Origin of the sequence: Pseudarthrobacter sp. NIBRBAC000502772, assembly GCF_006517235.1 — a bacterium.
Classification (GTDB): Bacteria; Actinomycetota; Actinomycetes; order Actinomycetales; family Micrococcaceae; genus Arthrobacter.
Window position 1 is genome coordinate 1,299,711 of record NZ_CP041188.1, and the last position, 15,305, is coordinate 1,315,015.

The window sequence follows — 15,305 nt, forward strand, 5'->3', positions numbered from 1 at the left end:
GCTTTGCTGCTGCCTAGTGGGCCGCACCGGTGCCGGTGGCCGACGGCGACGGGCTGGGTGTGGCGGATCCGGTCGGTTCGCTGCCGGCCGGCAGGTACTCCTTGTACTCCGCGAGGGAAGCATCCAGGACAGGGATCTTCACGGTCTTGCTCACGTTGGTGCCGTCTTCAGTGACCTTGACGTCCACCATCGAACCGGCGATGCCGCCGCTCGTGCTGAGGATGGCTTCATCCGTGGAGTCGTTGAGCAGGGTGTAGGAGTTGGCTTTCACCGGCACCTGCGTCTGTGAACCCTCGGCCCCGTTGACCGTGAGCTTGACATCCTGTGAAGAGGAGTTGTAAATGGCGCCGAGCAGGCGGCCGGGCTTGTCTGCGCCGGCGGAGACAATCAGCATGTTGCGCAGCTGCAGCGGACCCAGGTCGGCGCGGATACCGTCCGACGCCGCGTACTGGTGAGAAGTCTGCTGGGGGTTGATGTAGCCACACCCGGTCATGGTCGCCAGGGCGAGGGCCAGGGAACCTGCCGCCAGTGCCAGTTTGCCGCCCTGGGCCCGGTTCATCGCAGTGAAACGCACGTCACGTACTCCTCGAGAGTCTTGAAACATTATTCAGCCATAGCCTAGCGGCAAACCGGCCCAAACGAGGATTCCGTGCGGTCATGTTGCCCTTGGCAGCAGGCCGCACATGCACTATTATCTGCATTCGTCAAGGGGGCGAAGGGGGTCTATTCTGCCCATTTTCCGCGTATTTCCGGGGTTCCGGGGCCGGTTCGAGGCCAGTCATATGCCTGAATCGTGATAAACTGGTCTGCGGGAAAGGGGAATGTCCACATGGTATTTGAGGTCGGCGAGACAGTAGTTTACCCTCACCACGGTGCTGCAAAAATTGAAGAAATCAAGATGCGCACTGTCAAGGGCGAAGAGAAAATGTATCTCAAGCTCAAGGTGGCTCAGGGTGATCTGACCATTGAAGTTCCAGCAGAGAACGTTGACCTTGTTGGGGTCCGTGACGTAGTGGGCAAGGAAGGTCTGGAGCACGTATTTGATGTTCTCCGGGCTGAGTTCACTGAAGAACCCACCAACTGGTCGCGCAGATACAAGGCAAATCTGGAGAAGCTTGCTTCCGGTGACGTCATCAAGGTAGCAGAGGTTGTTCGCGACCTCTGGCGCCGTGATCACGATCGGGGCCTTTCCGCAGGTGAGAAGCGCATGCTGGCCAAGGCCCGTCAGATTCTGATTTCAGAACTTGCACTGGCTGAAAAGACTGATGAAGAGAAGGCTGCAAGCGTTCTCGACGAGGTCCTGGCTTCCTAAGAATTGAGCCCCGGGGGTACGCAAGTACCTCCGGGGTTTCTTTTTGCCCTTTTTCGGTCCAGCCCTCAGCGGCAGGCGCGTCGCGCGGGTGGGATTCGGCACGCCGGGCAGGCAGGCACGTAGGCTGGACCGCATGAACAACGGACTTCCCCGCCCCGTCACCGCCGTCGTCATTGTGGCCGCAGGTTCCGGTGAGCGGCTGGGTTACGGCATGCCCAAGGCGCGCGTGCCGCTGGGGAGTGATGCCATACTTACGCATGCCCTCAGGGGCGTCGCTGCCGCCGGAGTCGCACGCCAGATCTGTGTGGCCCTGCCGCCCGGAGATGCGGTCCTGCAGGAATTGTGCGCGGCCTTCGCCGAGGAACTCCGGGCGGGGCACGATGCCAACCAGGAGAACCCGCTTCCCGTGCTGACAACGGTCGACGGCGGTGCCACCCGTGCCGCTTCCGTCCGGTCGGCGTTGGCAGCCCTGCTGGACGGCACGGAAGCTGTGCTGGTCCACGACGCCGCCAGGGCGCTGACGCCGGAGTATGTCTTCCACCGTGTCGTCGATTCCCTGGCGGCCGGCGCCGTTGCAGTGATTCCCGCCGTACCGGTGGTGGACACGGTGAAGATGGTTACCCCCACGACCGGTGACGACAGCAGCATCGCCCCGGAACTCGTGACCGGGACCGCGCCGCGGGAGGAGCTCCGTTCGGTCCAGACGCCCCAAGGGTTCCGTCTGTCCACACTGATCCAGGCCCATCAGGCAGCCGCGGACTTTGACGAGAAACAGTCTGCTGCGGTCACCGATGACGCCATGCTGGTAGAACTCCTGGGAGTCCCCGTGCACGCCGTCCATGGCTCCACCCAGTCATTAAAAATCACCACGCCGCTGGACCTGATCATTGCCGAGGGGCTGCTGGAAGGCCCACTGGGCATCCGCTGGGTGGAGGGTTAGGCATGAGTGAATTCAAGATGATCCTGCCGCGCACGGGTATCGGCCTGGATGTCCATGCCTACGCGTCCCCTGACCTTCCCCGTCCGCTCTGGCTGGGCGGGCTGTTCTGGGAAGGCGAGCGTGGACTGGCCGGGCATTCGGACGGGGACCCGGTGGCCCACGCCGCCGCCGACGCCCTGTTCTCGGCCGCCGGCATCGGGGACCTCGGCACGCATTTCGGCACCGACCGTCCGGAGTTCGCCGGAGCCTCCGGCGTCACGCTCCTGACCGAGGCGGCGAGGATTGTCCGTGCGGCCGGCTTTGAGATCGGCAACGTGGCAGTGCAGTTCGTGGCTACCCGGCCCAAATTCGGCCCGCGGCGGGAAGAGTCCCAACGCGTGCTGAGCGAGGCGGCAGGGGCGCCGGTCAGTGTCACGGCCACCACCAGCGACGGACTCGGTTTCACCGGCAGGGGCGAGGGCATTTCCGCCGTCGCCACCGCTTTGGTCTATCCCCGTTGACTCACCCCGCGGATTCAACCCGGCGCTGTTCAGGCCGGATAACGCGCGGGGGCCGGCACGCAGGCCTTTTCCGCTAATCTGGAGCGGTGACTCTCCGCTTCTATGACACCGCGTCCGCCGAAGTCCGTGACTTCGTTCCCCTCGTCCCGGGAAAAGCGAGCCTGTACTATTGCGGAGCCACCGTGCAGGGCCTGCCCCACGTAGGCCACATCCGCTCGGCGATCGCCTTTGACCAGCTCACCCGCTGGCTCGAGTACCGGGGGCTGCGGGTCACCGCGGTCCGCAACGTCACGGACATCGACGACAAGATCCTCGCCAAGTCTGCCGAATCGTTCAGCCCGGACTTCGAAGCCGGACCGGACGCTGTCCGCGAGGAGGAATGGTGGGCCCTGGCCTACCGCTACGAGCAGGCGTTCCTGCAGGCCTACGACACGCTCGGCGTTTCCCGGCCCACTTATGAGCCACGGGCAACCGGCCATATCCCCGAAATGCATGCGCTGATCCGGCAGCTGATCGACCGGGGCCACGCCTACCCGGCGCTGGACGATTCCGGCGACGTCTACTTCGACGTGCGGTCCTGGGACAAGTACGGGTCACTGACGCGCCAGAACATTGACGACATGCAGGGTGCCCCGGACGCGGATCCCCGCGGCAAGAAGGACCCCCGCGACTTCGCGCTGTGGAAGGGCTCCAAAGAAGGGGAGCCGACGACGGCGAGCTGGGCCTCGCCCTGGGGCGCCGGACGTCCGGGCTGGCACCTGGAATGCTCCGCCATGGTCACCAAGTATCTCGGCACCGAATTTGATATCCACGGCGGGGGACTGGACCTGCGGTTCCCACACCACGAAAACGAAATGGCGCAGTCCCAGGCCGCAGGGCACGGGTTCGCCAACTTCTGGATGCACAACGGCATGGTCACGTACCAGGGCGAGAAAATGTCCAAGTCCATCGGCAACACCATCAGCCCCTCGGAGATGCTGGACATCGCGTCGCCGCGGGTGGTCCGCTACTACCTCGGGCAGGCCCACTACCGCTCAGTGCTGGACTACCGCCCCACATCGCTCGACGAGGCCGCCGCCGCCGTCGAACGCATTGACGGCTTCATCAGCCGCGCCGTTCGGGCCCTCGCCGCCGGTGGGAACTACACGTTCGCCACCTATGGCAAGGTTCCCGAGGCGTTCGAGAGCGCCATGGATGACGATCTCAACGTGCCGCAGGCCCTCGCCGTGCTCCACGAAACAGTCCGTGCCGGCAACACTGCCTTGACGGAGGGGAAACTGGAGGACGCACAGCAGGCCCTGCACAGCGTGCATGACATGCTGCGGGTCCTGGGCCTGAAGGCGGTGGCGTCCGGCCCGGCGTCGGACGCCCGGGAATCGGCGGCCCTCGACGTCCTGGTGGAAGCCCAGCTCGCTGCCCGCGCGCAGGCCCGGGCCACCAAGGACTGGGCTGCCTCCGACGCCATCCGCGACACCCTGAAGGCGGCCGGCGTCGTCGTCGAGGATGGCCCGGATGGCGCCACCTGGAGCCTGCAACGGGACTGAACCGGCGATTTTACTTGATTCAGTAGACTGGTAAGCAGACTCAGTCAAACAATCAAGGGTGGAAAATCATGGCCAACAACGGTCGCCGGTCGGTCAAAGCAAAGAAGGGGCCAACCATCGGAACCGGTGGTCATGGCCGTAAGGCCCTGGAAGGCAAGGGTCCCACGCCCAAGGCGGAGGACCGCCCGTACCACAAGGCGCACAAGAGCAAGCAGCTGTCCGAGCGTTCGGCCGCCAAGCGCGGCACGGGTGCCCGTAGCGCCGGCGCCTCCCGCACGGGCCCCAAGGGCCGCGCCACCGAGGAAGTCGTCACCGGCCGCAACTCCGTGGTGGAAGCCCTCCGCGCCGGGATCCCCGCCAAGGCCCTGCATATCGCCATCCGGATTGAAATGGATGACCGTGTCAAGGAGTCGCTGAAGATCGCCGCCGAACGCGGTATCCCGCTGCTTGAGACCGGCAAGCCCGAACTTGACCGCATGACGGACGACGCCATCCACCAGGGCCTGGTCCTGCAGATCCCGCCGTACGAGTACCAGGACGCTTATGACCTGGCCGAGGAAACCGTGGAACGCTGGAAGAAGGGCCACGTATCCAACGCCCCGCTGTTCGTTGCCCTGGACGGCATTACGGACCCGCGCAACCTTGGTGCCATCATCCGCTCTGTCTCGGCCTTCAGCGGCCACGGCGTCGTCGTCCCGGAACGCCGCTCCGTGGGCGTCACCGCTTCGGCTTGGAAGACCAGCGCCGGCGCTGCCGTGCGTGTTCCGGTGGCACGTGCCGCGAACCTGAACAGTGCCCTGAAGCAGTTCAAGAACATGGGCATCTTTGTCCTGGGGCTCGACGGCGACGGCGACGTTTCGCTGCCTGACCTCACCCTGGCCGCCGAGCCCGTCTGCATTGTGGTCGGTTCCGAAGGCAAGGGCCTGAGCCGCCTGGTCCGCGAAAACTGCGACCAGATCGTCTCCATCCCGATCAACTCCGCCATGGAATCGCTCAACGCCTCCATGGCCGTCGGCATCTCCCTGTACGAAATCTCGAGGCAGCGCGCCGTCAAGTAGTCCTGGGTGCGGCGAAGGCCGGACTTTTGCCGGCTGCTGCGCTCGTTCCTCCCCACAGTCTCCCTGCCCTCGCAAGCTCGGAAAGGGAACCCGGACTGTGTGGGCCCAGCAACAACGCAGCCTACGCAAAAGCCCCGCCTCCGCCGCGACTGCCCCTCGGTGGTCGAGCCTGTCGAGACCCCTTTTGCCACATCACGGCATGAGGGGTCTCGCTGTTGGTCAGAAATCCCGGCGGTTCGCCAGGACCCTATGATGTCGTCATAAAAGCGCCGGTGCAGCTCAACAGCCGCTGGCCGCTACCATGGACGTGATGGTCATGCCGCTTTTCGATACCGCTTCCACCAGGGATGCCTCTTCGGCATATCCGCTCGGTGTCAGCGTCCCGCGCCCGGGATCGGGAGCGGATTACGGCGTGCAGTCCAGCGCCAACGTGGCCGTGTACGCCCCGGCTGTGGAGAACCTTGAGATTGCCTACAAGGCCCCGGGCAGCGAGTGGCATCTGCAGACCCTGCCCAATGTCACGCATGGCGTGCATCATGGAATTGTTGAGGATTTCCCGTACGGATCGCTGTACGGTTTCCGCGCCACGTCCAAAGCGGACCCGTTGCCGCTGGCGGTCCCCATCGTGGACCTGGACGACGACGGCGGGCAGCCTCTTTTGCTCGATCCTTACGGCCGGGCGGTGGACCAGCGGGAGGGTTTCCTGACGAGCGTCCGGATGGCCGGCGATTTTGACTGGGGCACCGACGAACGTCCCCGGACGCAGTGGCGGAACACCATCATTTACGAGGCCCATGTCCGCGGCCAGAGCATGCTGCATCCCGATGTCCCCGAGGAGCTGCGCGGCACCTACGCCGGAATGGCCCATCCGGCCATTATCGAGCATTTCAAGAGCCTGGGCATTACCGCTGTCCAGCTGCTCCCGGTGCACTTCCACCTCGATGAGCTGCACCTGCAGAACCTCGGCCTGACCAACTACTGGGGTTACAACACGGCCGCGTTTTTCGCACCGCACGCAGCCTATGCGACGCAGGCGGCGCAGAATGCCGGACCGCACGCCGTCCAGGACGAGTTCAAGGGAATGGTCAAGCTGCTCCACGCGGCAGGGCTGGAAGTGATTCTCGACGTCGTCTATAACCACACTGCCGAGGGGGGCCCGGACGGCCAGGCCATTAGCTTCCGCGGACTCGGTGAGGACACGTACTACCGAACGGATGGCCACGGGAAGTACATCGACACTACGGGCTGCGGCAACAGCCTGAATTTCGGCCAGCCCAGGGTGGTCCAGTTGGTGCTGGATTCCCTCCGATATTGGGTGGACGAATTCCACATCGATGGCTTCCGTTTCGACCTGGCCGTGACGCTCTGCCGGAACGCGGACAACGAGTTTGACCCCCGGCACCCGTTCCTGGTGGCTGTGGCCGCCGATCCGGTGCTGTCGGACGTAAAACTGATCGCTGAGCCCTGGGACGTCGGCTACGGCGGCTGGCAGACGGGACGGTTCCCGGGCGGCTGGGTTGACTGGAACGATCACTTCCGGGACGGCGTCCGCTCCTTCTGGCTGGCCGACCGGGCGGCCATCGAGGCCGGCGGCCATGGCGGGTCCGTGGCGCGGCTTGCTGATGCCTTGTCCGGATCGGCCGGGCTGTTTGAAGCGTCAGGCCGCTCCAGGCTGGCGTCAGTCAACCTCATCACGGCACACGACGGCTTCACGCTCAACGACCTTGTGTCCTACGACCGTAAACACAACGAGGCCAACGGCGAGCAGAACCGGGACGGGCACGGCGACAACCGCAGTTACAACCACGGATTCGAAGGCCGGAGCGAGGATGAAAGCATCGTGGCGAAGCGGGCGCAGTCCCGGCGGAACCTGATGGCGTCCCTGATGATTTCCCTCGGCGTGCCCATGATCACCGCGGGTGACGAGCTCGCGCGCACCCAGCAGGGCAACAACAACGCCTACTGCCAGGACAACGCCCTGGCCTGGCTCGACTGGACGCGCACCCCGGAATCCGCGGAGATGCTCCGCAGCACCAAGCGCTATGTCCGGCTGCGCAAGGAGTTCCTGGCAGGCCAGCCCCATGATTTTCCGGCCCGTGATGAACAGTCCTACATCTACTGGTTTGATCACGCCGGGCAGCCCATGTCAATGGACCAGTGGAATGATCCCCGGCACCGGGTCATGCAGCTCCTGCTCGGCTCTGACGACGGCACCATGGGGGCCTCGTGGTGGTCAACGGCAGCAACGCCGATGTGAAGATCACCCTTCCCGAACTCAAGAACGACGACGGAACGCCCCGCAGGATGTTCGAACTCCGGCTGACCACGTCGCCGCTTCACGAGCTTCGACAGGGCGGCCGCGTGGCGTCCGGCGAGACGGACAGCATCGAGGCGAACTCCATTAACATCTACCGCACGTAGCTGCGGAGGGGACCAAACTTGCGCAACCGCTCCATTGCCCTGCTGCTGACCGGGCTGCTGGCCATAGCGGTGTTCGCTTTCGGCGGCCCCGGGCTCCTTGAGACTCTAACGGGAAGTACGACGCAGGCCGCCAGTTCCAGCGCGGCCCCGGTCCCGGGTGCTCCCGTCCCGGGTCCTGCGGAGGTTCCGGCCCCGGCGGTAGTTCCCGCCAACCCGTCCGGGCTGCCCGCGATCAAGGAATCCCAGCTGCCGGCCGAAGCGCGGACTACCCTTGCTGCCATCCGTGGCGGCGGCCCCTACCGCTACAGCCAGGACAACAGGACGTTCGGCAACTTCGAGCGCATTCTCCCGCGGCAGGGCTCAGGCTACTACCGCGAGTACACCGTGCCCACCCCGGGCGAATCCGACCGGGGAGCCCGCCGCATCGTCACCGGCTCCGAGGGCGAGAAGTACTACACGCAGGACCACTACGACTCGTTCAAATTCATCGCAGAAGGCAGCTGAACACGCTCATGAAAATTTACTCCGCCGACACCTGGACCATCGAAGAACTCCAGGAACAGGTTGCCGACGCCGGCCGCCGCAGCCTGGTGGTCCCCGCCGCCGACAGCAAGAAGGCTGTCCTGGAAACCTTCGGCGAAGTGCTCGCGTTCCCTGAGCATTACGGCGTGAACATGGACGCCCTGAACGACTCCCTGCACGATTTTGCTGACAGCATCGGCGAGAACGGTAGCGCCCCGGTCACAATCCTTTGGCAGGTGGCCGCAGTGTTCCGGGGGGACCGGTCCTTCGGGATCATCTGCGAGGTCCTCCAGGATGCCGAAAGCTACGCCGGCCGTGACCTCGCGGTCACGGCCGTGCTGCTCTAGGTATGACGGCGGGGCTCAGGCGTTGACGATCAGCCCCAGCTCGGCCTTGGAAGCCAGCGCCTCGTGCCGAGGCAGGACGCGGACGGTGTAGCCAAAGGGACCGGAGCGGTCGATGACCAGCGAGCCGCTGAACAGGTGGCGCCCCTCGCCCAGGTCCTCTTTCGAGTTCAACTCCATCAGGGTGACGTCCGCCAGGGTGTCGCTTTCCTCGGCACGGCCATAAGCCACCTCCACGGACACGTCCTCCGGTGAGAGGGTATGCAGCGCGATGTAGGCGTTCACCTGCAGGGTGTCCCCGATCTGCGGGTCCTCGGAAACGCCCACGGAGTCCACATGCTCAACGTGCAACAGAGGCCACGCTGAACGCACTTTGGCCGTCCAAGCTGCCAGGACACGGGCCTGGGCGTAGGAGTTGGCAACGGCCCTGCGTCCGGCCTCGGCGGCGGGCCGGTAGAGCACGTTGACGTAGTCGTGCAGCATGCGCTCCGCGGAAACGGCCGGTCCCAGATGGGACAGCGTGTGCTTGATCATTGACACCCAGTGCGTCGGGACTTTCTCGGTGCCCGTGGTGGACGGTCCGGCAGCACCGGCGCTGTCAGACACCGTGTTCCCGTAGAAGCGTGGCGCCACCTGGGTTTCCAGGAGTTCGTACAGCGCCGCAGCCTCGATGTCGTCCCGCTCTTCGGGGGACGCGTCGTTGTTGGCGGTGGGGATCGCCCAGCCGTTCTCGCCGTCGTACATTTCATCCCACCAGCCGTCCATCACCGAAAGGTTCAGCGAACCGTTGATGGCGGCCTTCATGCCCGACGTACCGCACGCCTCCAGGGGGCGGAGCGGGTTGTTGAGCCACACGTCGCAGCCGGGGAACAGCGTCCTGGCCATCGCGATGTCGTAGTTCGGCAGGAAGGCGATGCGGTGCCGGACCTCGGGGTCGTCGGTGAAGCGGACCAGATCCTGGATCATCTTCTTCCCGGCGTCATCCGCCGGGTGGGACTTGCCGGCGATCACCAGTTGGATGGGGTGTTCCGGATGCAGCAGCAGCGCCTTGAGCCGGTCCGGCTCGCGAAGCATCAGCGTCAGGCGCTTGTAGGTGGGGACGCGCCGGGCGAAGCCGATGGTCAGCACGTCGGGGTCCAGGACGCTGTCGGTCCAGCCCAGCTCGGCGTCGGCGGCGCCACGCTTCTTCCACGCAGCCCGGAGCCGGCGGCGTACGTCCTCCACCAACGCTGTGCGCATTTCACGACGCAGCGCCCAGACGTCGGCATCGCTGACGTTGTAGGCAAGGTCCCAGCGGCCCAGGGCTTCGGCCTCGGTGCCGAACTGTTCCCTCGCGAGCCGGGAGATGCGCCCGTCGACCCACGTGGGCACGTGCACGCCGTTGGTGACGGAGGTGATGGGCACCTCAGAGTGGTCGAACCCGGGCCACAGGGCCGAGAACATCCCGCGGGATACCTCGCCGTGGAGCTTGGCGACGCCGTTGGCCCGCTGTGCCAGCCGGAGTCCCATCACCGCCATGTTGAAGACTGACGGGTTGCCGTCGGCGTAGTTTTCCCGGCCCAGTTCCAGGATCCTGTCCACGGGTACTGCGGGCGCCAGCCCGGCTTGGAAGAAGTGGTGGATCTGGGAAATCTCGAAACGGTCGATGCCGGCCGGAACGGGAGTGTGGGTGGTGAATACCGTGGACGCCCGGCCCGCGGCGAGGGCTTCGTCGAAGCTGAGGGCGGCGTCGCCGGCCATCAGTTCCTGAATGCGCTCAATCCCCAGGAAGCCGGCATGGCCCTCGTTGGTGTGGAACACCTCGGGCGCGGCGGTTCCGGTGAGCTGCTGGTACGCGCGTAGCGCCTTGACTCCGCCCATCCCCAGCAGGAGTTCCTGCTGCAGCCGGTGGTCTCCGCCGCCGCCGTAGAGGCGGTCGGTGATGCCGCGCGCGGCGTCGTCGTTGCCGGGAACGTTGGAGTCCAGCAGCAAGAGGGGAACGCGTCCGACGTCGGCACGCCAGATGTGTGCCAGCAGCCGGCGCCCGTTGGGGAGCGGGAGTGAGATCTGCAAAGGGCGGCCGTTGCCGTCGGCGGACGGCTCACGAAGCAGTGTGAGGGGGAGGCCGTCAGGGTCGAGTACCGGGTACGTTTCCTGCTGCCAGGCGTCGCGGGAGAGTGACTGCTTGAAGTAGCCGGCCTGGTACAGCAGGCCAACGCCGATCAGGGGAACACCCAGGTCCGAGGCGGCCTTGAGGTGGTCGCCGGCCAGGATGCCCAGGCCGCCGGAGTACTGCGGCAGGACTTCGGTGATGCCAAATTCGGGGGAGAAGTACGCGATGGCGGCCGGGGCATCCTCGCCGAGGCTCTGGTACCAGCGGGGCTGCTCAAGGTACCGGTCAAGGTCCTCGGCTGCGGCGCGGACCTGGTTCACTACCGAGGGGTCGGCGGCGAGGCGCTGGAACTCTTCGCGGCTGACCCGGCCCAGGAAACTGACGGGATCCTGGCCGGATTCCTCCCAGATGCGGGGGTTCAGGCCAGCGAAAAGTTCACGCGTGGGCCGGTGCCAGGACCAGCGCAGGTTGGTGGCCAACCGGGCCAGCGGCCTGATGGGTTCCGGGAGGACTGTTCTGACGGTAAATCTGCGGATTGCCTTCACCTGCGCCACACTAACCGACAACATCAACGTCTGGAACCGCTTTGGCTTTCTTTTAGGTAAATGACAGTTGGCGTGGCGGATAAGTCGAATCGCCGCGACAAAAAGCAGCGCAGGCTTAGCAATCTGGGCCATTTCTCGATAACGTCGAGCCTGTGACGACTAACTCAGTAACCCCTGCCGCCTCAAAGAAAAAGCCGAAAGGCAAAATCACCGACGGGCTAAGATTTGGCCGTTTTCCGATCACCGCCGTGCAGCCTGTGGTGGAGGGTGGGAAGTATCCTGCCAAGGCCTTGCCGGGGGAGGGAATTGTGGTGGGCGCCACCGCCTTCCGGGAGGGGCATGACCAGCTGGGTGTCAGCGCGGTCCTCCTCGATCCCCGCGGGAAGGAACGCCAGCGCGTCAGGCTGGCGCCGCCCAGGGGGGAACGCGGCCTCGGTACCGACCGCTGGGAGGGCATCCTCACGCCGTCGGCCGTTGGAAACTGGACCTTTTTCATCGAGGCCTGGCACGACCGCTACGGAACCTGGCACCACAACGCCGAGGTCAAGGTGGCGGCAGGCATCGACGTCGAGCTGATGCTCGCCGAAGGCTCTGCGCTGCTCTCGGACGCGGCCGACGACTCCTCCCGCAATGCGTCCGACAGGCGTACCCTCCGGATGGCGTCTTCCATTCTGGGCAACGGGTCCCTTACCGATGAGGAGCGTCTGGCAGCCGGCTTCGGCGCGGACGTCGCCGCCATCGTGGACCGCCAGCCAATCCGCGAACTGATCACGGTTTCCGAGCAGTTCCCGCTGCTTGTGGAGCGCGATCTCGCAGGCCGCGGAGCCTGGTACGAATTCTTCCCCCGGTCCGAAGGCGCCGTCAGGAACGCCACCACCGGGGCATGGACGTCCGGGAGTTTCCGGACCGCGGCGATGCGGCTGGAAGCGGTGGCGGAAATGGGCTTCGACGTAATCTATATGCCGCCGATCCACCCCATCGGTATCCAGCACCGCAAGGGCCCCAACAACACACTGATTGCCGGCCCGCATGATCCCGGCTCTCCCTGGGCCATCGGCGCCAAGGAGGGCGGTCACGACGCCATCCACCCGGAACTGGGCACGTTCGAGGACTTCGACGCCTTTGTTGCCCGTGCCAACGAACTGGGTCTGGAAGTCGCCCTGGACCTGGCGCTGCAGGCCGCGCCGGACCACCCCTGGGTGCAGTCCAACCCGGAATGGTTCACTACCCGGGTTGACGGGAGCATCGCGTACGCGGAAAATCCGCCCAAGAAATACCAGGACATATTCCCGCTCAATTTCGACAATGATCCGGAAGGGCTTGCGAAGGAAATCCTGCGGGTCGTGCTGCTGTGGGTCAGCCATGGCGTGAAGATCTTCCGGGTGGATAATCCGCACACCAAACCGGTGTGGTTCTGGGAATGGCTCATTGGCCAGGTCAACAAAAAGACCCCTGGCGTTGTGTTCCTCGCGGAAGCGTTCACGCGCCCTGCGATGATGCACGCCCTGGGCCGGGCGGGCTTCCAGCAGTCCTACACCTACTTCACGTGGCGGAACACCAAAAAGGAACTCGAAACCTACTTCACTGAGGTCAGCCACGAGTCGCCGGCGTACTTCCGGCCCAACTTTTTTGTCAACACGCCGGACATCCTCACGGAATACCTGCAGTTCGGCGGTCCGGCGGCGTTCAAGATCCGCGCCGCGTTGGCCGCCACCGCCAGCCCCCTGTGGGGCGTTTATGCCGGCTACGAACTTTATGAGCATGTTGCCCGCCCCGGCGCGGAAGAGTACATCGACAACGAGAAATTCGAATACAAAGCCCGTGACTGGGATGCTGCCGCTGCCTCAGGCCGGACCCTGGCGCCGTACCTGACCACGCTCAACGCGATCAGGCACAACCACCCGGCGCTGCTGGACCTGCAGAATCTCACGGTCCACCACAGCACCGACGACGCCACGGTGGTGTACTCCAAGCACAAGACCCTGCCGGACGGCACCAAGGACACCATCATTGTGGTGGTCAACGTTGATCCGCACGGCATCAGGGAGAGCACCATTTCACTGGATCTGGCTGCGCTGGAACTGGACCCCGAGGATCTGTCGCCCAACGGCGGGTTCCGGGTGGATGACCTCATTTCCGGCGAATCCTGGGAATGGGGCGAATACAACTACGTCCGCCTGGACGCACACGTTGAACCCGCCCACATCCTGAGCGTGAGGAGATTGCATCAGTGAGCTTTAACCCGCAGAGTTCCAGCCAGCATTTCACCCCCAAGAGCACCTTTGAGCTGAACGCCCCTGGCCTGGCCCACGATCCGCTCTGGTATCGGAAAGCTGTGTTCTATGAGGTGCTGGTGCGGGCCTTCGCGGATGCGAACGGCGACGGTTCGGGGGACTTTTCCGGCCTGATCGACCGGCTGGACTACCTGCAGTGGCTCGGCGTGGATTGCCTGTGGCTGCCGCCGTTCTTCCAGTCGCCGCTGCGTGACGGCGGCTATGACATTTCGGACTACAACTCCGTCCTGGATGAGTTCGGCACCATCAGCGACTTCAAGCGGCTGGTGGCCGAGTCCCATGCCCGCGGCGTCCGGGTCATCATTGACCTGCCGCTGAACCACACCTCGGACCAGCACCCCTGGTTCCAGGAATCGCGCAAGGACCCGGACGGTCCCTTTGGCGACTTTTACGTGTGGAGCGACACTGACGAGAAGTACCAGGACGCCCGCATCATCTTCGTGGACACGGAGGAGTCCAACTGGACCTTCGACCCCATCCGCCGGCAGTTCTTCTGGCACCGTTTTTTCAGCCACCAGCCTGACCTGAACTTTGAGAACCCCAAGGTCATCGAAGCGCTCTTTGACGTGGTCCGTTTCTGGCTGGACCAGGGCATCGACGGTTTCCGGGCGGACGCCATCCCGTACCTCTTCGAGGAAGAGGGGACCAACTGCGAAAACCTGCCGGCCACCCATGACTTCCTGCGCAAGCTGCGGGCCATGGTGGATGAAGGCTACCCGGGCCGGGTCATCATCGCCGAGGCCAACCAGCCGCCCAACGAGGTGGTGGAATACTTCGGAACAGCGGAAGAGCCCGAATGCCACATGGCCTTCCACTTCCCCATCATGCCGCGCCTCTACTACGCCCTGCGGGACCAGAAGGCCGCTCCGATCATCGAGACCATGCATGACACCCCGGAGATCCCCGAAGGAGCTCAGTGGGGGACGTTCCTGCGCAACCACGATGAACTGACGCTGGAGATGGTCACGGCCGACGAGCGTGCGGCAATGCTGGGCTGGTATGCCCCGGACCCCCGGATGCGCGCCAACATCGGGATCCGGCGCCGGCTTGCGCCGTTGCTGGACAATTCGCGGGCCGAGATCGAACTGATCAATGCGCTGCTGCTGTCGCTGCCTGGCAGCCCGTTCCTGTACTACGGGGACGAGATCGGCATGGGGGACAACATCTGGCTCGACGACCGCGATGCTGTGCGCACCCCCATGCAGTGGAACCCGGACCGGAACGCAGGATTCTCCAGCGCTGATCCCGGCAAGCTCTACCTGCCGGTCATCCAGTCGCTGGTGTACAACTACGCCATGGCCAACGTGGAAGCCGAGGCCGCCCACTCCGGTTCCCTGCTCCGCTGGACCCGGCAGATCCTCAGCGTCCGCAAGAACCACCCTGCCTTCGGGCTGGGCGCGTTCAAACACGTCGAAGCCGACCACGACGCCATTGTGGCGTATATCCGGGAACTTTCGGAGGACAACACTGCGGGGCTCCCCGGCGAATCCATTCTGTGCGCGTTCAACCTCTCGCAGCACCCCGTCGCGGTAAAACTGCGGATTCCCCAGTTTGCCGGCCGCGGACTCCGCGATGTGTTCGGCGGTCAGCCGTTCCCCGGGATCGACGACAACGGATCGCTGACGCTGACCCTGGGAAGCCACGATTTCTTCTGGCTACGGATCCGCTCTGCGACGTCCAACCCGGCCTCCCCGTACACGCAGGCACTGCCCATCCTGTCCATCGAGAACTGA

At 64.8% G+C, this 15,305-nt stretch carries 11 protein-coding genes and 1 pseudogene; 10 read left to right on the forward strand and 2 right to left on the reverse strand.

The window, feature by feature from the left end; genetic code table 11:
- Window positions 1-13 precede the first annotated feature (13 nt).
- On the reverse strand, window positions 14-574 hold the full coding sequence (locus NIBR502772_RS06260; protein WP_246848709.1) for a hypothetical protein: 561 nt from the start codon (window positions 572-574) through the stop codon (window positions 14-16).
- Between the two features lie 255 nt (window positions 575-829).
- Between NIBR502772_RS06260 and NIBR502772_RS06265 the strand changes: the two genes are divergently transcribed.
- The 8 genes and pseudogenes from NIBR502772_RS06265 to NIBR502772_RS06300 all read left to right on the forward strand — a co-directional run bounded on the left by NIBR502772_RS06265 (window position 830) and on the right by NIBR502772_RS06300 (window position 8,644).
- Window positions 830-1,312, forward strand: coding sequence for a CarD family transcriptional regulator (locus NIBR502772_RS06265; RefSeq protein ID WP_026266570.1), 483 nt, complete (start codon window positions 830-832; stop codon window positions 1,310-1,312).
- 133 nt (window positions 1,313-1,445) lie between these two features.
- A complete protein-coding gene (gene ispD / locus NIBR502772_RS06270; protein WP_141139520.1) occupies window positions 1,446-2,252 on the forward strand; it encodes a 2-C-methyl-D-erythritol 4-phosphate cytidylyltransferase in 807 nt (268 codons plus the stop codon).
- 2 nt (window positions 2,253-2,254) lie between these two features.
- Complete coding sequence (gene ispF, locus NIBR502772_RS06275; RefSeq protein WP_141139521.1) at window positions 2,255-2,752, forward strand: 2-C-methyl-D-erythritol 2,4-cyclodiphosphate synthase; 498 nt, start codon at window positions 2,255-2,257, stop codon at window positions 2,750-2,752.
- Between the two features lie 86 nt (window positions 2,753-2,838).
- Window positions 2,839-4,296, forward strand: coding sequence for a cysteine--tRNA ligase (gene cysS, locus NIBR502772_RS06280; protein WP_141139522.1), 1,458 nt, complete (start codon window positions 2,839-2,841; stop codon window positions 4,294-4,296).
- A gap of 68 nt (window positions 4,297-4,364) precedes the next feature.
- Window positions 4,365-5,354: a 23S rRNA (guanosine(2251)-2'-O)-methyltransferase RlmB gene (rlmB, locus tag NIBR502772_RS06285; RefSeq protein ID WP_141139523.1), complete on the forward strand. Its 990-nt coding sequence runs from the start codon at window positions 4,365-4,367 to the stop codon at window positions 5,352-5,354.
- Between the two features lie 310 nt (window positions 5,355-5,664).
- Window positions 5,665-7,775: pseudogene (glgX, locus tag NIBR502772_RS06290) on the forward strand (glycogen debranching protein GlgX).
- 18 nt (window positions 7,776-7,793) lie between these two features.
- Window positions 7,794-8,279: a ribonuclease domain-containing protein gene (locus tag NIBR502772_RS06295; protein WP_141139524.1), complete on the forward strand. Its 486-nt coding sequence runs from the start codon at window positions 7,794-7,796 to the stop codon at window positions 8,277-8,279.
- 8 nt (window positions 8,280-8,287) lie between these two features.
- Window positions 8,288-8,644: a barstar family protein gene (locus NIBR502772_RS06300; RefSeq protein WP_141139525.1), complete on the forward strand. Its 357-nt coding sequence runs from the start codon at window positions 8,288-8,290 to the stop codon at window positions 8,642-8,644.
- A gap of 15 nt (window positions 8,645-8,659) precedes the next feature.
- On the opposite strand, the gene glgP is transcribed toward NIBR502772_RS06300, so the two are convergent.
- Window positions 8,660-11,278: an alpha-glucan family phosphorylase gene (gene glgP, locus NIBR502772_RS06305; RefSeq protein ID WP_210412394.1), complete on the reverse strand. Its 2,619-nt coding sequence runs from the start codon at window positions 11,276-11,278 to the stop codon at window positions 8,660-8,662.
- Window positions 11,279-11,430: 152 nt separating this feature from the next.
- Between glgP and NIBR502772_RS06310 the strand changes: the two genes are divergently transcribed.
- Both NIBR502772_RS06310 and treS read left to right on the forward strand, forming a co-directional pair.
- Window positions 11,431-13,512 carry an alpha-1,4-glucan--maltose-1-phosphate maltosyltransferase gene (locus NIBR502772_RS06310; RefSeq protein ID WP_141139526.1) on the forward strand — a complete coding sequence of 694 codons (2,082 nt, stop codon included), beginning with the start codon at window positions 11,431-11,433 and terminating at the stop codon, window positions 13,510-13,512.
- On the forward strand, window positions 13,509-15,305 hold the full coding sequence (gene treS, locus NIBR502772_RS06315; protein ID WP_141139527.1) for a maltose alpha-D-glucosyltransferase: 1,797 nt from the start codon (window positions 13,509-13,511) through the stop codon (window positions 15,303-15,305). Before NIBR502772_RS06310 ends, treS begins: the two co-directional genes overlap by 4 nt.

What these genes read in the sequence shown, in the direction of transcription:
- ispF (WP_141139521.1), top strand. Translation starts at nt 2,255, where the DNA reads ATGAGTGAATTCAAGATGATCCTGCCGCGCACGGGTATCGGCCTGGAT.
- ispD (WP_141139520.1), top strand. Translation starts at nt 1,446, where the DNA reads ATGAACAACGGACTTCCCCGCCCCGTCACCGCCGTCGTCATTGTGGCC.
- NIBR502772_RS06300 (WP_141139525.1), top strand. Translation starts at nt 8,288, where the DNA reads ATGAAAATTTACTCCGCCGACACCTGGACCATCGAAGAACTCCAGGAA.
- NIBR502772_RS06265 (WP_026266570.1), top strand. Translation starts at nt 830, where the DNA reads ATGGTATTTGAGGTCGGCGAGACAGTAGTTTACCCTCACCACGGTGCT.
- rlmB (WP_141139523.1), top strand. Translation starts at nt 4,365, where the DNA reads ATGGCCAACAACGGTCGCCGGTCGGTCAAAGCAAAGAAGGGGCCAACC.